Source organism: Croceicoccus ponticola (genome assembly GCF_004004515.1).
Lineage (GTDB): Bacteria > Pseudomonadota > Alphaproteobacteria > Sphingomonadales > Sphingomonadaceae > Croceicoccus > Croceicoccus ponticola.
The window spans coordinates 103,392-122,209 of sequence record NZ_RXOL01000002.1; the positions used below are offsets into that span (position 1 = coordinate 103,392).

Here is an 18,818-nt window from a genome sequence, read left to right on the forward strand (position 1 = left end):
CGCCGTCAGTCTCCGTTCGCGATGGGCGCATCGCGCATCGTCCTGAGGTCGGCTTCGACCATTTCGCGGGCGAGTTCACGAACGCTGGTTTCGTGCCGCCAGCCCAGCTTCTGGTGCGCCTTGGCCGGATCGCCGAGCAGAAGCTCAACCTCGGTCGGGCGGAAATAGCGGGGATCGACTTCGACGATGCACTTGCCTGTTTCGCGGCAATAGGCCTTTTCGTCGACGCCCTCGCCCCGGAAATCGAGCATGATGCCGGCATCCTCGAACGCCCAGCGCACGAAGTCGCGCACTTCGGTCGTCTCGCCCGTCGCCAGCACGAAATCCTCCGGCTCGTCCTGTTGCAGCATCATCCACATGCCGCGCACGTATTCGCGGGCATGCCCCCAGTCGCGCTTGGCATCGAGATTGCCGAGATAGAGCCGGTCCTGCCGCCCCAGCTTGATCGCGGCAGCGGCGCGGGTGATCTTGCGCGTCACGAAAGTTTCGCCGCGCAGGGGGCTTTCGTGGTTGAACAGGATGCCGTTGCAGGCATACATGCCATAGGCTTCGCGGTAGTTGACCACGATCCAGTAGGCATAGAGCTTGGCCGCGCCATAAGGGCTGCGCGGGTAGAACGGCGTCGTTTCGCGCTGCGGCACTTCCTGCACCAGACCGTACAGTTCAGACGTCGAAGCCTGATAGAACCGGGTCTTTTTCTCCATGCCCAGGATGCGGATCGCCTCAAGCAGGCGAAGCGTTCCGATGCCGTCGGCATTGGCGGTATATTCTGGCGTCTCGAAGCTCACCTGCACATGGCTTTGCGCGGCAAGATTGTAGATTTCGTCCGGTTGGGTTTCCTGCACGATACGGATCAGGTTCGTGGCATCGGTCATGTCGCCGTAATGGAGATGAAAGCGCCGCTCGGCCTCGTGCGGGTCCTGATAGATGTCTTCGATCCGGCCGGTGTTGAACGACGACGAACGCCGCTTCATGCCGTGGACCACATAACCCTTTTCCAGCAGCAGCTCGGCAAGGTATGCACCGTCCTGCCCGGTTACACCGGTAATCAGTGCGACCTTGCGCCTGTCATCCATAACGATGCTTTCTCTATTCCGAAATTCGTTGTAAGTCGCGGCACTTAGAGGCGTGGGCATGAAGGTTGCAACCAGCAATTTCAGCTTCATCGCGAAAAATGCCGCACGAAAATTGCGTGGCTATCCATCCGGTTCGGAGCGGTATCGTCAATTGGTTCAGAATCCGGCATTTCCCCTGAACGGCGCGCGGATCGGCCTGTTGACGGCCAGCGCGTCTAGGTTGGGCGGCGGAGTGTTCGAAGCGGTCGCCGCGCATGCGGTGCTGCTGCGCGATCAGGGGGCGGTGCCGGCGATCTTTGCGCTGGAGGATGAATTCAGCGCGCAGGACCGCGACCGTTTTCCCGGATGCGAAGTCACCGTCCTGCCGGTCAAAGGCCCGCGCCAGATCGGTTTCGCACCCGGTTTGGTCGATGCGCTTCTCGCCGCAAGGCTCGATACCCTGCACCTGCACGGCATCTGGATGTATCCTTCGGCAGCCGGCTCCATTTGGGCGGCGCGGACGGGCAAGGCTTATGCGATTTCGCCGCACGGAATGCTCGATCCCTGGATCACCGGGCGCGGCAAGTTGAAAAAGGCATTGGCTCGCGCGGGATACGAACGGCGCAGCTGGGCGCGCGCAACCGCCTTCCACGCGCTGACCGAACGCGAAGCGGCGGATATCGCGCGAGAGTGCGGCGAGGACAAGTCGGTGGTGATTGCCAACCCGGCCCCGCCATTGGCAATCAAAGCGAACCGGGTCCGTGGGCCGCAAGTATCGTTCGTGGGCCGCATTCATCCCAAGAAGAACCTTGCTTCGCTGATTGCCGCATGGTCGGCGCTGTATGCGCGGGGCGCTTTGCCCGAGGGCGCGCGGCTGACGCTGGCGGGTTGGGGTGATGACGCGCACGTCGCCGACCTTCGCGCCTCGCTTTCCCATGCACCGGGCACCATCGAATATATCGGACCCATTTATGGCCAGGCGAAAGCGGATCTGCTGGCGCGCAGCCGTTTCGTCGCGCTGCCTTCGTTGAGCGAAGGCCTGCCGATGGCCATTCTCGAGGCTTGGGCGGCGGGCGCACCCACCCTGATGAGCAGCGAATGCAACCTGCCAGCGGGCTTTGCGACCGGGGCAGCAATCGACTGCGGCATGGACGAGGGGACGGTTGCCGCCGCACTGGAAAGAGCGCTCGCGCTCGATGCCTCTGGCTGGCGCACGATGCAGGACGCGGCGCTGGCGCTGGCCGGCGGTCCGTTTTCGGGTCGGGATATCGCTTTGCGCTGGGCCGGCTTCTATACCGCGTTGAAATCGCGTAGTCCTGCCGATTGATGGACGTTCTCGACGCAAATCGCAGCAAGCCGCTCGAAGGTGGAGCCAGCTTTTCGCTCGGCAACCGGTTATTCCGCGTCGTCTGGATGGCGGCATGGCTGGTGCTTTGCCGGTTTACGCCGCCACCGCTGCATGGCTGGAGGCGGCTGGTGCTGCGCTTGTTCGGGGCCGACGTCGCGCACGGGGCACGCGTGCACGCAAGCGTCCGCATCTGGCACCCGCGCAACCTGTCGCTGGGGGCCAACACGCTGATCGGCCCGGGTGCCATCCTATATAATCAGGGGCACATCCGCATCGGCGCGCGCGCGGTCGTGTCGCAACGCGCCCACGTCTGCGCCAGCAGCCACGACGTTCGCAGCGCCGATTTCCAGCTTATCCTGCGGCCCATCACCATCGGCGCGGGATGCTGGATTGCGGCAGAGGCCTTTGTCGGACCGGGCGTGACGATAGGCGACGGAGCGGTGCTGGCGGCGCGCGGCGCTCTGTTCAGCGATGCCGATCCGCAAACGATCTATCGCGGCAATCCGGCCGAAGCGGTCCGGTCACGTCAGGGCTGAACGGCAGGCCGCCTCTAGCGTGGTTTTGCCGCAATCGATCGCACGGTCACCGGTCCCGATCCGCTGGCCACCCAGATCCCGACCGTCTTCACACCGCACTCGCCCGCAGTGACCGTGCGTGATGTCGCGCCGCCAAATGGTGGGCGCGTCGGCACCCCGCAATCGAGCGAAAGGTCGATCTTGTCGCTGCGATCCCCGTCCGCATCGCGCGCATCCCAAGTCAGCGTCACCGCGCCGGGATCGACCGCATAGGGGCGGCTGGCGACGAGTTGCGCGCTTGGCGACAGGTTTTCGACCGTGACCGCGCGGCCATCGCCCTCGACCGTGTAGCGCACTTCGCCGCCGGGCACCCGCTGCCAACCGAACGGATCATCGGATTGTCCGAACCCGCCCGATGTCTGTCCGGACCCAAGCTTGGCCAGTCCCGTCGCGGCGGGGCAATGGGCTCGCCAGACGCGATCCGCTGCGGCGCCTTTGCCCAATTGCAGCAAGGTCGCCGTCAAAGTGCGCACCAGTTCACACCCGGCCGGACCGGAAAGCGCGCCGGCCCGCTCCATAACCAATCCGCGCTGCACCAGCATGTCTGCGGGCATGCTGGTGTCGACACTGAGATAGCTTTGCAGCCAAGGTGGGTGCCGAGCGATGAGTTGCGCCAGCGCTTCGAGCCCGCGAGGATCGTTTTCCAGCTGCGCGCGAAATTCGTCGATGCCCGGCAGACGCGGATGGGCCCGCATGAGCGCGTCAACCCGCGAAGCCGCAAGATCCCAGTCGCCTGAGCGGATCGATTCGTTTGCCCAGTAGATCTGCGTCATCGGGTCGCGCCATCCGCCGGCCGCCGCCACCCGGAATGCGGCGTCAGCTCCCGCCAGATCGCCCTTCAGCGCCAGCGCCGTGCCCAGTAACGAAGGACCCGCCGCGTCGATAGGTCGCGAACGTATCGCCCGGGCCGCGGCGTCAAGACCCTGGTCGGCCGCCTGCGAATTGAGCGCAAGCCGGGCCTGCGCGATGTCGGCGAAAGCACGGAACGGCCCCGGAACGGAGGCTTGGGCGGCCAGCGTCCTTTCGCTGGTCCGATCCATCGCGCTGCCAAACGCGGCGACGCAATAGGCAAGGGTCAGCGCCGCAAGGCCCCAGCGCGCGACGGCGCGTGGTTTGCCTTGCGACCTCTGCTGGGCTTGATCAGGCTTTGGCATCGTCCGCGTTCGAATAGCGATAGTACTCGTAACCGTAATATTCGGAGTACCGGTTCGCACCCGCTGCCGGATCGAACTTGGTCAGCACCGCACCCAGGATGACCGGGTTCATCGCCCGCAAGCGTCGAACAGCGGTCTTGAGCATGCCGCTGCGACTGCGCGATGCCTCCACCACGAAGACCACGCCATCGGCCAGCGCGCTCATGACCGGGGCATCGGCGAGGCCCAGTACCGGCGGGCTGTCGATCACCACGCAGTCGAACTGCGCCGAAAGCTGTTCGAGCAGGTGTGCGAAACGCGGTCCGCTCAACAGCTCGGTCGGGCTTGGCGGGATGGGACCGGACGTGATGACGTAAAGGTTGGGCGCGACCTCGTGCATGATCGTGGCATCGAGTTCGCGGGCGCCTGTCAGCAGGTCCGACAGACCACGGTCGTTCGGCAGGTTGTGATGCTTGTGTTCCGACGGACGGCGAAGATCGGCATCGATCAACACGACCCGCTTGCCCATCCGGGCGAAACCGCGCGCGATCGCGTTGCTGCTGGTGCTCTTGCCTTCGCCCGGTTGCGAACTGGTGACCTGCAGGATGCGGGGCAGCCCGTTTGCCGTCGAGTACATGAGCGCGCCACGCAACGAGTTGTAGGCTTCGGACATGGGCGACTTGGGGTCGAGCAGCTCGTTTGTCGGATTGTCATCCTGCGATGTCGGGACCACGCCCAGCAGAGGCATGTGCATCTTGGCCTCGACATCCTCGGGCACCCGGATCGTGTCGTCCAACTGGTCGCGCAACAGGATGAACGCGGCTGCTGCCATCAGGCCGAGCAGAATTGCGATCATCAGGTTCTTGATCAGGTTCGGCGAAGACGGCGAACGAGGCACCTGCGCCTTGTCGACGATCGACAGGTTGCTGGTCGAGATGCCGGCCGATGCATTGAGCTCGCGATAACGCTGCAGCAATCCGTCATAGATCGAACGGTTGGTGTCGGCTTCGCGCGCCAGCGTGTTGTAACGCACCGAACGATCCTGTTCGGCCAGCGTTTCACCCTGAAGGGTGCCGACCTGATCGCGCAGGCGGCGCTCTGCCGTCTGTGCGCCAAGATATTCCGAACGAATGCCGTCGCGCACCGAACGGGCGACCGACTGCAACTGTTGGTTGATCGACGTGCGTTCTGCCTCAAGCTGAACGATTTCGGGATAATCGTCGAGATAGCGGGCGCGCAGCGTCTGTATCTTTGCGTCGACGCGAGCCCGATCGGTCATCAGCTGCTGCACCGTGGGGTTGGCCAAGACCGTGGGGGAGGAGAGCGGAGCCTGCGCCTCTTCGGCGCGCCAGCGTGCTTCGGCCTGAATGCGGGTCGCGCTCGCTTGGTTGGCGGCTTCGTTCAACTGGTCGAGGCTGGCGATGGTCACGCTGCCCGAACCGTTGACCGACGAATTGCCCTCTTCCTGCGCGCCGCGATTGCGCAACAGTCCGGCCTGACGGGCATAAGCGTTCAGTTCGCGTTCCGACGCTTCGAGCTGTCCGCGCGACTGGGCCAGCTGATCCGCGATGAATTTGCGGGCATAGGACGAACTGTCATAGCGGCGTTGCAGGCTCGACTGAATGAACTGGTCCGCAAACCCATTGGCAATGCGGGCCGACATTTCCGGGTTGGCGCTAGTCACCGAAATTCGCACGACACGGGTTTCGCGCGGCAGGTCCACGCCGATGCTGCCCTGCACCAGTCCGACGACGGCTTCACGCCGCAATGTCGCGTCGGCCGCGCCGTCCGGCACCGGCACTTCCATAGCCGCGAAAAAAGCAGGATCTTCGAAGAGGTTCAGTTCGTTGGCAACCCGTTCGGCCACCTCCCGGCTACGCAGCACTTCGAGCTGGGTGTTGAGAAAACGCTCCACATCCCAACCGGCGTTGACGTTCGCCTCGGTGTCCATGTCATCGCCCAGAACCTTGTCGCTCTGATCGTTGATCTGCACTGTCGTCGTCGCGGTATAGCGCGGGGTGTCGAGCATCGTCAGAACCACCGCGGCGGCAACGGCGGCAGCCAGAATCAGCGCGATGGGAATGATGTTCCGCCGCACGAGAGACAGGCCATAGCGGATGAACGCACTGATATTCGTGCCGGCGGTGGGATAGCCGGGCGGCATGCCGAAATCGGCACGCGCTGCGTTCAGCGGAGAATCGGGGAGCGTTGCCAAAAGTCGTGTTCCATTCCAGTCAGCGAGCCGCTCCCTTTACGGGGCGGCGAGCCGGATAGCAGTAGGCCGGGTATCAGTAGTATGCGAAAACGTTGAGCAGCGGGACCGTCTTCAGGAAGTCCTGAAAGACGCCGCGCGTGCGCGAGTAGCCGACAACGACGACGTCGCCGGGCAGAATCTGCGGGTCTGGCGAGGCACCGGCGCGGATTTCCGCGGCATCGAAGCGGCCGCCCATGCGCCGCCCGTCGACCGTGCGCATGATCAGCACTTCATCCATCTTTGCGTTGTCGGTCGGGCTGCGAGCAAGCGCCAGCGCGGTCAGCAGTGTGTAACCGGGCGCAATCTCGTAAACGCCGGGCTGCTCCACTTCACCTTCCACCGATACGGTGGCGAGCGCCGGAGTCTCGACCATGACCGACACGCGTGGATCGCGCAGGTAGCTGGATGCCAACCGCGCGCGAATATCCGCCGCCAGCGCATCGGAAGTCTTCCCCTCGGCATGGATCGTGCCGAGCACCGGCAGGGTGACGTTCCCGGTCGAATCGATCAGCAGCTTTTCGGCGCTGAACGCCTCTTCGCGAAAGACGTCGAGGTTGAGGCGGTCGCCCGGACGCAACACATAAGTGGCGGGCCGGGCCACTTCGGGCGCGACGGAGATCGCGGTATAGGCGTCGGCGCCCGACGGGAGCCGGCTCTCGACCGTTTTCTGGCACGCGGCCAGAGCCATTCCGGCCACCAGCAGAACGAGCAGATTCGCAATCTGTTTCAAGTTGATCGACCTTTTCGAAACTCGGGGGATAGAGCGGGGCAGAGCATCGCAACAGCCATCGCAAAAAGACAGGCTATCGACATGGAACGCAAGGGATAATCCACGAGCGAGTGTGCCGCAACCACGCCGATCGTTCCAAGCGCGAACGTGATCTGTCGCGACGCATGGCCACCTGCACGCAGCGCACGCCAGGCGAGCCAGCCGATTACGGCGATTGCCATGGCGAGCAGCACCATCCCGGGTGCCCCCGCTTCGATGAGCAGTTCGAGGTAGTCGTTGTGGGCCCGATTGGTGCGCAGACCATCCAGCACCTCGAGCCGTTCAAACGGCATGAACAACGATATGAAACCGCCCATTCCGCCACCCGCCGGCCAATAGGCCAGCGCCGCAGCCCAGGCATCGGCCCAGATGTCGGTCCGTATGGATTCCAGCGAATCGAGCCGCTCCAACGAGCGTCGTGCGGCAGGTGATGTCAGGAGCGCCATCACAGCCCCCACCGCCGAGAGGAAGAATCCCGCTACGGCAAACAGAAGCTTGCGGCGGGGAATTGCGCGAAAAGTGCCCGCCAAGTGGAACGCCAGGGGAAGGACGATGACCATGATCGCGATACCCGCACGCGATCCGGTAAACAACACGCCCAGCGCCAGCAACGCGATCCCGGCCGCCCCCACGAACCTGCCCGCTGCTCCGAAGATCCGCATCGGCTGAATTGCGGCCCATGCCAGCATCGCGATCGTCAGCATGTCGGCGGCAAGGTTTCGCCCGGCCTGAAAACCGGTCAACCAGCCTGCACTGCTGTCGGCATAGAGGTAAAAACGTTCCGATCCGCTAGTTACCTGCAAGACGCCGAGCATGAACGCCGCGAGGCCGGACCACGCCACCAGCGGCAGCAACCCTGCACGTTCATCGGCAGAAAGCTTCGCGGTCATCAGCAGGACCAGCAACGGCGGGCCGAGCGACAACAGCGATGCAAGCGTTGCGGACGGAACCAACGAAAGTGGCATCCAGTCGTTCTGCGCACCGATCAGGGTCAGCGCGGCGATCTCAGTCTCCCGCCCAGGGAGTGATTGCCACAACGATGGCGGAAGCGGTACGAGATGCAAGATCGGCAAGATCGCCGTCACGCCAGCAAGCACGTAGATCGCGCCCGGCACCGGCCTTGTCCGCCACGAAGCAGCGAACAACATGAACAGCAGCGTGATCGCGCCCAGAACCTCAAGCGCCAACTCAGCCCTTGGCGCTGGTGTACCGCCTCCGCCCAAGACGATTGCGGCAACCACGAATGCTCCGGCCAAGGCAGCCGGGGCAAGCAAGACTCGATCGTGCCGGCTATTGGATTTCATGTGCATGGCACTGCCGTAAACGGTCGTTGCGCCAATAAGAAAGGCCCCGCCGAACGGCGAGGCCTCTCATAATCGGCGTTAAACCGAATCAGTTGCTGGACTTGTCCTTGCCGTCAACGGCAATCAGAATGCCAACGGCCACAGCAGCGGCTGCTGCGATCGCGATGACCAGACCACCACGACGATTGGCGAGTTCGCTTTCCGATTCGGTCGGGGCAGTGCCGCGCTTTGCGACCGAGCTGGTCGGCAGCATGTTAACCGAACGCGAAGTGTCTGCATGAGCAACGCCGCTCAGGGCGAGGCCAGCGACTGCGACTGCACAGGTAAGGTTCTTAAGGGTCCGCATAGTAAACTCCGTGTTCGGCTTTCGGACAAGCTGCGCCCGGCCTTTGTGCTGGTTAATCAGAAATACTGAGCAATTGCAACCACAACAATCTCACAGATGCCATATAAATCAGAACCATGGCTAAAATGCACGCTCGTGGATCACTACGCGCAAGGTCAGCAAAAGGATCCCGATATCGCGCCAGATTGTCCAGCCGTCGAGATATTCGAGATCGGACTGGAGCCGGGCGACCAGATCGCTTTCGCTTTCCGTTGCGCCGCGATGCCCGCGAATCTGCGCAAGTCCGGTGAGTCCGGGTTTCAACGTGTGCCGCTGCCAGTAGCGCTCGTCTATTTCCCAGAACAATTTGTCGCCCGCCTGTGACCCCATGGCGTGAGGGCGCGGCCCGACAAGGCTCATGTCCCCTTTTATCACGTTGAACAGCTGCGGCAGTTCATCGATCGAAGTCTTGCGAATGAAACGTCCGATGGGAGTGATTCGCAGATCGGTGCGCGACGCCGATTGCTCGCCGCTGGCGTCTGCCTGATCGACACGCATCGAGCGGAACTTGAACACGCTGAAAAAACGGCTGCCACGGCCCGTTCTGCGCTGGATGAACAACGCAGGCCCGCCGTCCTGCAAGCAAATTATCAGTGCGACAACGATCATCAACGGCGCCAGCAAAATGAGGGCCGGAATCGTCAGCGCAAGATCGAAAAGACGCTTCAAGGCACGCATGCGCAAACCGAGCGGTCGGTGCGACACAAGCAGGGATCCGTTTGCGCCATAACGCCGAGCCCCCAATGCGCCCAGTCTCGAAACCGTCTGATCCACCACTTCGCCTTCGACGGCGAGCCCCTTCAATGCCTGAGCCCAAGCGAACCTCTTGTCATCGGCACAGCTGACGATGACCCGGTCCATCGGCTCGAACCACCGGCTGAGATGATCGAGCGCGACAGGATCGTTGAGCACAGGGGTAAATCCCGCAGCTCGCGCTTCGACGCGATAGGCGTCGTCGATCGCCAGCGGCGGGCCACCGTCTTGAACCACCAGGATGTTTTCCACGCGGTTGCCGCAGCTCCAACGCACAAAACCGTACATCGCGAGGCGCGCGGGAACGAGGAATATCGCAGATACCAAAAGTCCGGAGACGAAGACGAGACGCGAATAATCGCCACCGGTCTTCGCCAGGTAAGCCAATAGCGCCACGCCCAGCGCAGCAACAGCAAGCGCTTGCAAAGGAAGGATAATGCCGCTGAATTTATCGCGTAAGGCGCGGATCGAATAGCTGCTGTTATAAAGCGCTACGGTAAGGAACAGCGGGATTAGCATCTGCGCTTGCAGCAATGCGTGCGCCACACTCTCGTCCCGTGGCAGGACGTAGCCGCCGATGGCAAAGCCCCACACCACCGCCGCGATGTCGGCCAGCATGATGCCTATGTAACATTGCAGCCGCCGCTTCTCCAGCGACTGTATCCCTACGGGTTTGAGAAGGGGGCTCTGCGAGATCGCGGCGCTGTCGCCGGGCGGCAAGGGGATGGTGTGAGCGTTGGACCGGTCCCCATCGCTTCGCGCTTGCAACTGGGCCCGGTAAGCATTCATGGATGTTGCAAGCCTATAGCAGTCTTGGTGAAAAAACTTATGAATATAAACGCCTAGTTATCGCATCGGTTCCGCGACACCAAGCGGATTTGCCCAAATGCCGCATTGCGACACAATCCCGAGATTTAGACTGCTCAGCTTCTGGCCGCGGCGGCACGAGCGATCTGGGCGCAACCGGCGGCAAAAAGCAGTGGCGCGGCCTGGCTGTCGGCCAGCAACGCGCGGTGCAGTTCGATCAACCGTTCGCCCAGCCGCGCCAATCGCGCACCCCGCCAGCATTGCAACTGGCGGGTAATGGCGGCCTGATCGCGAAAGAAGATGCGGTGAGCCTTTACTTCGCCATTGACGAAACCGGCGACATCGCCGCGCCCCTCCAGGCGCGAAGCGATCTGCGCCAATTGCGCGACCCGCCGCTCCATCGCGAGCAAGGTTCCGACAGGATTCAAACCCAGTTGCCCGAAACGCGCCAGTTCCCCCGGCACTTTCGCCCCTTCCCCCGAAAGCACCGCATCCACCAGCGGCATCATCCCGTCGTCTTCGGTTTCGGCGGCGATGGCGTCGAGATCGGCTGCGGTTGCATTGCGCGGTGCCTGTGCATCGGCATCGAGATAGAGCGCCAGCTTGGTGACCTCCGATGCCGCCATCCGCGTATCGAGGCCGACTGACGAGGCGATGCGCTGTGCGAGTTCGGAACCCATGCGCAGGCCCGACGCATCGGCCAGTCGCCGCACCTCTGCCGTGACCGAGGACAGATCGGGCGGGTAGAACATTGCGACCACGGCATCGCCGCGCTTTTCCAGCAACTTTGCACTTCGCGACTTGTCGGTCGCCCCGGTCGCGATGACGAGCACCGGCCAACCCTTGGCCAGTTCCGCCTCGGTGGCATCGCTCAGAATCTTGAGCGCATCGTGCGCCTCTTCGCCGTTGGCGCGCACGACGATGTGGCGGCTATCGCCGAACAGGGAAGTAGAACGCGTTTCGTCGGCAAGTCGAACCGGATCGCGCTTCAGCTCGCCGCCGTCGATCTCCACCTTTTCTCCGGGATCGGCGAGCATGCCGATGACTCGAGCGGCGGCGGCGTGGGCTCCTGCTTCGTCGGGACCGCAGAAAAAGAAGATCTTCGCATTGCGCGCAGCGCCTGCCGCGACCTGTGCGAAATTACGCTGGGTCGCCTTCATCGCGGATCAGCCGGTTTGACCGGTCGCGCGCATTTTCAGCGCGACATTGGTGATGATCATGTCCGCCACCTCGCGCGTCAGGTTTTCCAGCGCGGTCTGTTCCGCCGCGATCGTCGCGTATTCGCTGGAAACGACGTCGATGCCCGCATCGGACCCCGCCGTTGCGTCCAGCACGGTTTCGCCGCTGGCCAGATCGACGAGGCGATAGCGCGCGCGAAGGGTGCGTCGTTCCCGCCCGATCGTGTCATCGCCCAACAGGCCAAGCCCGTCGAGCTGATCGTCGAGCCGGACATCGAGCCGATACCGCGCGGACGCACTGCCGTCGCCCAGCCGCTGCACCAGCGCATCCCGCATCAGCCAACCCTGCTGCCCCGGAATCGCCGAAACGGACACCGCAGCCAGCCCGGTCGCCACGCTTCCTGCGCCGCCGCCCGCGTACATCGGGGACAGGCCGCAAGCGGACAGGAGGAACAGCAAAGGGAGGACTAAAAAGCGCATCACACCACGATATTGACGAGCCGATCGGGCACCACGATGACCTTGCGGATCGTCGCGCCGTCGATGTTACGCTGGACCTTCTCGCTGGCGAGCGCAAGCGCCTCCAGCTCGTCCTTGCCGGTTCCCTTGGCCACGGTCAGCGTGTCGCGCAACTTGCCCTTCACCTGCACGGCGATGGTCACCTCGTCCTCGACCAGCATGGCTTCGTCATGCGCGGGCCATGCGGCTTCGGCGATCAGGCCATCCATTCCCGAGCGGTTCCACGCCTCTTCGGCCAGATGCGGCATCATCGGCGCGGACAGAAGCATCAGCGCGCGAATCGCCTCGCTGCGGCTGGCCGAAGGCGCGGCCTTTTCGGCGGCGTTGGTAAGTTCGTAGATGCGGGCCACGGCCTTGTTGAAGCCCAACGCCTCGATATCGTCGGCGACTGCCGCGATGGTCTGGTGCATCTTGCGGGCGACAGCCTTGTCATCGCCGGTCGCGGTCGCATCGTACTGGCCGAACAACCGCCACAGCCGCTGCACGAAGCGGCCACAGCCTTCGATGCCCGCCTCGCTCCACGGCAGGTCGCGTTCGGGCGGGCTGTCGGACAGCATGAACCAGCGCACCGCGTCGGCGCCGTACTGCGCGACGATCTCGTCCGGGTCGACGACGTTCTTCTTCGACTTCGACATCTTGATGACGCGGCCGATTTCAACCGGCTGGCCATCGTCCTTCAGTGTCGCGCCGTTGCCGTCGCGCTCCACTTCATTTGGGCTGTAATAGACCGGGCGACCATCGACGCGGCGCTCGTAAGTCTCGTGCGTCACCATGCCTTGCGTGAACAGCTGGGCAAAGGGTTCGGTCACTTCGATCATGCCGCAATGGGCCAGCGCGCGGGTCCAGAACCGGGCGTATAGCAAGTGCAGGATCGCATGCTCGATCCCGCCGATGTACTGGTTCACCGGCAGCCATGCCGCGACCTCCGCCGGATCGAACGGCTTGTCCGTCGGCTGGCTCGCGAAACGCAGGAAGTACCAGCTCGAATCGGCGAACGTGTCGAGCGTGTCGGTTTCGCGCACCGCCGCCTTGCCGCATTTCGGGCAATCGACATGCTTCCACGTCGGATGGCGATCGAGCGGGTTGCCCGGCGTCTTGAAATCCACGTCGTCGGGCAGGGTCACTGGCAGCTGAGCGACCGGAACCGCCACTACGCCGCAATCCTCGCAATGGATCATCGGGATCGGCGTGCCCCAATAACGCTGACGCGAAACGCCCCAGTCGCGCAGGCGGTACTGCGTCTTGGGCGTGCCCCAGCCGTCTTCCGCCGCACGCGTAGTGATCGCCAGCTTCGCATCGTCAACCGACAGGCCGGATATGAAATCGGAGTTCACGATGATGCCGTCACCCGATTCGGCCACGCCCTCGAACGGCTTGTCGGCATCGGCTTTTTCGGCCGCGACGACGCGCACGATGGGAAGACCGTACTTGGTGGCGAATTCGAAATCGCGCTGGTCGTGGCCCGGCACCGCCATGATCGCGCCGGTGCCGTATTCCATCAGCACGAAGTTCGCGATCCAGACCGGCAGGTCCTTGCCCGTGAAGGGATGCGCGACCTTTAGCCCCGTATCGAAACCCAGCTTTTCTGCCGTTTCCAGTTCGGCCGCTGTGGTGCCGCCCGCCTTGCACAGGGCGATGAAGTCCGCCGCTTCGTGATTGGTGCGGGCCAGCGCCTGCGCAATCGGGTGATCGGCAGCGACGGCGACAAAGCTTGCACCGAAAATCGTGTCGGGGCGGGTGGTATAGACTTCGATCGTCTCGTCGAAATTGCTGCCCTTGAAATGGGCCTGCATGCCCGTAGACTTGCCGATCCAGTTTTCCTGCATCAGGCGAACCTTTTCAGGCCACTTGTCGAGCTTGCCCAAGCCATCGAGCAGGTCGTCGGCGAACTGCGTGATCTTCAGGAACCACTGCGACAGCTTGCGCTTTTCGACCAGCGCGCCCGAACGCCAGCCACGCCCGTCGATCACCTGTTCGTTGGCCAGCACGGTCATGTCGATCGGATCCCAATTGACCGCCGATTCCTTGCGATAGACGAGGCCATGCTTGTAAAATTCGAGGAACAGCGCCTGTTCGTGCCCGTAATAGGCGGCGTCGCAGGTCGCGAATTCGCGGCTCCAGTCCAGCGCGAAGCCCAACCGTTGCAGCTGAGCCTTCATGTTGGTGATGTTTTCGCGCGTCCATCCGCCGGGGTGTACGCCCTTTTCCATCGCGGCGTTTTCCGCCGGCATGCCGAACGCGTCCCAGCCCATCGGGTGCAGGACTTCATGGCCGGTCATAGCCTTGAAGCGCGCCAGCACGTCGCCCATCGTGTAATTGCGCACGTGGCCGATGTGGATGCGCCCCGATGGATAGGGGAACATCTCCAGGATGTAGCTCTTGGGCTTGGCACTGTCCGAATCGGCGCGAAACGATTCGGCCTCGTCCCAGGCGCGTTGCCAGCGTCCGTCGGCGACCGACGGATCGAAACGCTCTTCAGTCATCGTCCGATGCCCCCGAAACGAATCAGCCGGTCAGCGCGTCGCGGCGCAATTCGCGTGCGCGGGTGAGGATGATGTCTTCAAGCTTCTGAATCGTTGCTGCCTGAACCGGCGCGGCAACCCACGTGCCGCCCTGCCCGATTTCGCGGCTGGCGGCGACGCGCAGTGCATCGGCGCGAAGATCCTGGTCGAGAATGGTGACGGTCACCTTCATCCGTTCGCCCGGATTGGCGGGGTTGGTGTACCAGTCGGTGACGATCACGCCGCCGTTCGAATCGGTCTGCACCAGCGGCATGAACGAAAGCGTGTCGAGGCTGGCGCGCCACAGATAGGCGTTGACGCCGATCGTGGTGACCTGGCTTGCCGCGAGGTCGGCCTTGACCTCGTCCCGGCTGCCGCCGCAAGCGGACAGGGCGGCCAGCGCAGCCGACGCCAGCAGCATCTTCGCAGGTGTCGTGTTGAGGGTCTTGCCGATCATCGAGTCACTTTGTCCTTGGCCGAAAATGGATCCTAAACAGGCGGTCGTCGCCTTGGTCCGGCCCGCTCTATCCCGCACAGGCGCAGGCGGCAAGCGCCGAGCCTGCTTATCATGCTTGCTTAATGGTTGCCCGGCCATCTTCGACGGTCGAGCGCATGCCATAAGGCGCCTCGATGCTTAACCTGACATTGCCAGAAATTGCACCGCAGGGGAGTCTGTCGATTCCATGCAACATGTTGGAACAGAATCGCCTTTTCTTTCCGGAAGGTGTTGGCATGCAGTTGTTTAAAGGAGTAGAACCCGCGACAACGTTGGATAATGCCACCGTATCGGGAACCATGCGCTGAAGACAGGCGTAACCCTTACGGATCGAGGAGGAAAGTTGGCCATCATGGCTAAGGGGCACGACACGAAATGGCGACGCACGCTGCGCGTAGGCTCTGGCCTACTCGCTGGCACCGCGTGCCTGCTCGCTTTGCCCTCGGCGCTGGCTGCTGTGTCCGGCGACTCCGTTTCCTTGCGCGATGTCATTTCCATGCGAGACATCAGCGTTTCCGCCAGCGGCGGGCTTGGCGCGTTCACGCCCGCGTCGATCAATCCCAAGCTGATGGCATCGCTGCGCCGCGCCAGCGACGCACGCGGCGAAGTTAGCAGTTCTCTGTTCCGCTTCACGCCTGCTGGTGCTGCGAAACAAGGTTCGCGGTCGGTAACCGTCGCCGTTCGCGTCGATCCCGAAACCGCACGCGCCATTTCGGTGCGCAAGGTGTCTGCCGAAGCGGGCCGCGGTGTCGCGGCTGTCGATTCGCTTGTCTTCAACCTCGGCGTTGCCCGCGGTTACCAAAGTTTCTCGCAGGCACCGGCGTTGGCACCGCAGGCCATCACGCGCAGCCTGACACTGCCCAGCGAAATCGGTAACGTCGCCGCGCCCGACTTGCGTAGCTTTACGCCGGCCAAGTCCGCTTCGGGCAAGGGCCGGTTCAGTCCGACGGTCGAGCTCGAAGCTGAAAACGCGCCCGGCACCACGCCGCGCACTTTCGGCGGGGCCGGCGAAATGTCGGTCGATGTCGGCGGCGCTTATCGCGTGGCCGACAATCTTAGGGTCACCGCGGGCATTCGCTATTCCAGCGAACGCGATCGCCTGGCGCCTGTCACCGATGGTCAGCAAGACAGCCAGGCTGTCTATGTCGGAACGCGCTTCCGTTTCTGATGCCAGTGCATGCCGATGCGCGTGCTCCTGACAATGCTTATATGGCTTTCCAGTTGGTCAGGCTTTACGCTTGGGTCACTTCGCTTGTGCCGGATTCGGCCAGCGGAAAGTCGCGCACGGTTGCTGAACGTCAGTAATCCATGCGTTGCAAATGGCACGTGGACGTTAGTCTGCTTGTCGGCGCGGACATGACTACATAGTCTGCTGCGCGAGGAGAGTTTCTGAAAGGGCGTTTTGAATGAGCAAAGTTGCAGTAGTGACCGGCGGCAGTCGCGGGATCGGCGAGGGTATCAGCCTGGCGCTGAAGGAAATGGGAATGACGGTTGCCGCAAATTATGGCGGCAACGACACAGCAGCGAAGGCTTTCACCGAACGAACCGGCATCCCCGCATACAAGTTCGACGTGGGCGACCATGAAGCAGCGCTCGAAGGTTGCAACCGCATCGCCGCAGATCTCGGCCCGATCGATGTCGTGGTGAACAACGCGGGCATCACCCGCGATAGCGTGCTGCACAAGATGACCTGGGAAGACTGGAACGAGGTGATGCGCATCAATCTCGGCGGTTGCTTCAACATGGCCAAGGCGACGTTCCCCGGCATGCGCGAACGCAAATGGGGCCGCATCGTCAACATCGGCTCGGTAAACGGTCAGGCGGGCCAGTACGGCCAAGTCAACTATGCCGCGGCAAAATCGGGCATCCACGGCTTTACCAAGGCGCTGGCCCAAGAAGGCGCAAAGTTCGGCGTGACCGTCAACGCCATCGCGCCGGGATATATCGACACCGACATGGTCGCGGCTGTGCCAGAGCCCGTGCTGCAGAAAATCATCGCCAAGATTCCTGTCGGCCGCCTTGGCCACGCGGATGAAATCGCACGCGGCGTTGCGTTCTTCTGTTCCGACGATGCGACCTTCGTCACCGGCTCGACGCTGAGCATCAACGGCGGTCAGCACATGTATTGACGGGTTTCGGCGGATTGGCCCTGGCCTGTCCGCCGGCTCCATTACGGCGGCTTGCGTTAAATACCGCCCTCCCTGATTTCGCTGGTGACATCAGGCAAGTTTGAGCCAAACATGAAAAAAGGCGCGCCCCGTGCGGGACGCGCATTTTTTTATTCAGATGGTTATGCGTCAACGCGGGAGTTCGGTCACACCCATCAGCGCCAGATCCACAGACCGCGCGCACTGGCGGCCTTCGCGGATGGCCCATACGACAAGGCTCTGCCCACGCCGCATGTCGCCGCACGCCCAGATGTTCTCGTCGCTCGTCTGGTAATCGTCGGTGCTGGCCGCGACATTGCCGCGCGGATCGTAATCGAGGCCCGACTTGTCGAGCATGCCCGCCTTCTTCGGTCCGACAAAGCCCATCGCCAGCAAGATAAGATCGGCCGGAAGCGTAAATTCGCTGCCCGGGACTTCGCGCATTTCGCGGTCCACCCATTCGACCCGAACGCATTCGAGCCCGGAAACCTGGCCATTTTCGCCGACCACCCGCTTGGTCAGGACCGACCAGTCGCGCTCAGCGCCTTCTTCGTGGCTGGAAGACGAGCGCAGCTTCAGCGGCCAGTGCGGCCAAGTCAGCGCCTTGTCTTCCTTTTCGGGCGGCTTGGGCATGATTTCCAGCTGCGTCACGCTTACCGCGCCCTGACGGTTCGACGTGCCGACACAGTCCGATCCGGTGTCGCCGCCACCGATTACGATGACGTGTTTGCCCGTCGCGGTAAGCGTGCCGCGCGGGGCCGCACGCTGTTCGTCGTCGCCCGCGTTACGCTTGTTCTGCTGCGTCAGGAATTCCATCGCGAGGCGCACCCCGCTCATTTCCGCGCCCGGAATATCCAGCGGTCGCGCATCTTCCGCGCCGCCAGCCAGCACCACAGCGTCGAAGTTTTCCGTCAAAGTCTTGAGCGTTATGTCCACGCCCACTTCGGTCGAAGTGCGGAAATGGACACCCTCTGCCTCCATCTGCGAACCCCGACGGTTGATGAGGTGCTTTTCCATCTTGAAATCGGGGATGCCGTAACGCAGCAATCCGCCGATCCGGTCGCTCTTTTCAAACACGGTGACCGAATGACCGGCCCGCGCAAGTTGCTGCGCGCAGGCCATGCCCGCCGGGCCGGAGCCGACCACGGCGACCGACTTGCCGGTCTTCTTTTCCGGCACCTGCGGCTTGATCCAGTCGTTTTCCCATCCCTTGTCGACGATCGCGCACTCGATCGACTTGATGGTGACCGGATTGTCCGAGATGTTCAGTGTGCACGCCGCTTCGCACGGGGCGGGGCAGATACGGCCGGTGAATTCAGGGAAATTGTTGGTTGAATGCAGCGTGACGAGCGCGTTCTTCCAATCCCCCTCATAAGTCATGTGGTTCCAGTCCGGGATGATGTTGTTCACCGGACAGCCGTTATGACAGAAAGGAATCCCGCAATTCATGCACCGTGAGGCCTGGGCGCGCAGCCCGTCCTCGGTGTGCGGAATCACGAATTCCTTGTAGTGTTGCAGACGCTCGGCCGGGTCCGCGTAAGTGCGGTCGACGCGGTCGAGTTCGAGAAAGCCGGTTTCCTTGCCCATCGTAAGC

16 protein-coding genes are annotated in these 18,818 nt (G+C 62.9%); 4 read left to right on the plus strand and 12 right to left on the minus strand.

Annotated elements, in window-relative coordinates; all coding sequences use genetic code 11:
- Positions 1–5 precede the first annotated feature (5 nt).
- Entirely contained in the window at positions 6–1,076 is a 1,071-nt protein-coding gene (gene gmd / locus EKN06_RS06515; RefSeq protein ID WP_127612368.1) for a GDP-mannose 4,6-dehydratase, read from the minus strand.
- Positions 1,077–1,134: 58 nt separating this feature from the next.
- On the opposite strand from gmd, the gene EKN06_RS06520 reads away from it, so the two are divergent.
- Both EKN06_RS06520 and EKN06_RS06525 read left to right on the plus strand, forming a co-directional pair.
- Entirely contained in the window at positions 1,135–2,382 is a 1,248-nt protein-coding gene (locus tag EKN06_RS06520; RefSeq protein ID WP_127612101.1) for a glycosyltransferase, read from the plus strand.
- A complete protein-coding gene (locus tag EKN06_RS06525; RefSeq protein WP_127612102.1) occupies positions 2,382–2,939 on the plus strand; it encodes a DapH/DapD/GlmU-related protein in 558 nt (185 codons plus the stop codon). The genes EKN06_RS06520 and EKN06_RS06525 overlap by 1 nt, the downstream gene beginning before the upstream one ends.
- A gap of 14 nt (positions 2,940–2,953) precedes the next feature.
- Here EKN06_RS06525 and EKN06_RS06530 read toward each other — a convergent pair whose 3' ends face one another.
- The 10 genes from EKN06_RS06530 to EKN06_RS06575 form a co-directional block, all read right to left on the minus strand.
- Positions 2,954–4,132: a tetratricopeptide repeat protein gene (locus tag EKN06_RS06530; RefSeq protein WP_127612103.1), complete on the minus strand. Its 1,179-nt coding sequence runs from the start codon at positions 4,130–4,132 to the stop codon at positions 2,954–2,956.
- On the minus strand, positions 4,119–6,326 hold the full coding sequence (locus EKN06_RS06535) for a GumC family protein (protein ID WP_240654648.1): 2,208 nt from the start codon (positions 6,324–6,326) through the stop codon (positions 4,119–4,121). Before EKN06_RS06535 ends, EKN06_RS06530 begins: the two co-directional genes overlap by 14 nt.
- Before the next feature lie 73 nt (positions 6,327–6,399).
- Positions 6,400–7,095: a polysaccharide biosynthesis/export family protein gene (locus EKN06_RS06540; protein WP_127612104.1), complete on the minus strand. Its 696-nt coding sequence runs from the start codon at positions 7,093–7,095 to the stop codon at positions 6,400–6,402.
- Positions 7,092–8,438: an O-antigen ligase family protein gene (locus tag EKN06_RS06545; RefSeq protein ID WP_164843974.1), complete on the minus strand. Its 1,347-nt coding sequence runs from the start codon at positions 8,436–8,438 to the stop codon at positions 7,092–7,094. The genes EKN06_RS06540 and EKN06_RS06545 overlap by 4 nt, the downstream gene beginning before the upstream one ends.
- Positions 8,439–8,526: 88 nt before the next feature.
- A complete protein-coding gene (locus EKN06_RS15620) occupies positions 8,527–8,691 on the minus strand; it encodes a hypothetical protein (protein WP_164843975.1) in 165 nt (54 codons plus the stop codon).
- Positions 8,692–8,904: 213 nt separating this feature from the next.
- Positions 8,905–10,365 (minus strand): sugar transferase, encoded by a 1,461-nt coding sequence (locus EKN06_RS06555; protein WP_240654649.1) that lies wholly within the window; start codon positions 10,363–10,365, stop codon positions 8,905–8,907.
- 134 nt (positions 10,366–10,499) lie between these two features.
- A complete protein-coding gene (holA, locus tag EKN06_RS06560; RefSeq protein WP_127612107.1) occupies positions 10,500–11,543 on the minus strand; it encodes a DNA polymerase III subunit delta in 1,044 nt (347 codons plus the stop codon).
- A 6-nt stretch (positions 11,544–11,549) separates the two neighbouring features.
- A complete protein-coding gene (lptE, locus tag EKN06_RS06565) occupies positions 11,550–12,041 on the minus strand; it encodes an LPS assembly lipoprotein LptE (protein WP_127612108.1) in 492 nt (163 codons plus the stop codon).
- Entirely contained in the window at positions 12,041–14,563 is a 2,523-nt protein-coding gene (gene leuS / locus EKN06_RS06570) for a leucine--tRNA ligase (protein WP_127612109.1), read from the minus strand. Before leuS ends, lptE begins: the two co-directional genes overlap by 1 nt.
- A gap of 22 nt (positions 14,564–14,585) precedes the next feature.
- Positions 14,586–15,038 carry a DUF3576 domain-containing protein gene (locus EKN06_RS06575; RefSeq protein WP_127612110.1) on the minus strand — a complete coding sequence of 151 codons (453 nt, stop codon included), beginning with the start codon at positions 15,036–15,038 and terminating at the stop codon, positions 14,586–14,588.
- Between the two features lie 391 nt (positions 15,039–15,429).
- On the opposite strand from EKN06_RS06575, the gene EKN06_RS06580 reads away from it, so the two are divergent.
- Positions 15,430–16,245 carry a hypothetical protein gene (locus EKN06_RS06580; protein ID WP_127612111.1) on the plus strand — a complete coding sequence of 272 codons (816 nt, stop codon included), beginning with the start codon at positions 15,430–15,432 and terminating at the stop codon, positions 16,243–16,245.
- A gap of 238 nt (positions 16,246–16,483) precedes the next feature.
- The gene (gene phbB / locus EKN06_RS06585; RefSeq protein ID WP_127612112.1) at positions 16,484–17,206 is read left to right on the plus strand and encodes an acetoacetyl-CoA reductase; all 723 of its coding nucleotides are present in this window, start codon (positions 16,484–16,486) and stop codon (positions 17,204–17,206) included.
- Between the two features lie 168 nt (positions 17,207–17,374).
- On the opposite strand, the gene EKN06_RS06590 is transcribed toward phbB, so the two are convergent.
- The gene (locus EKN06_RS06590; RefSeq protein WP_127612113.1) at positions 17,375–18,811 is read right to left on the minus strand and encodes a glutamate synthase subunit beta; all 1,437 of its coding nucleotides are present in this window, start codon (positions 18,809–18,811) and stop codon (positions 17,375–17,377) included.
- Between the last annotated feature and the right edge of the window lie 7 nt (positions 18,812–18,818).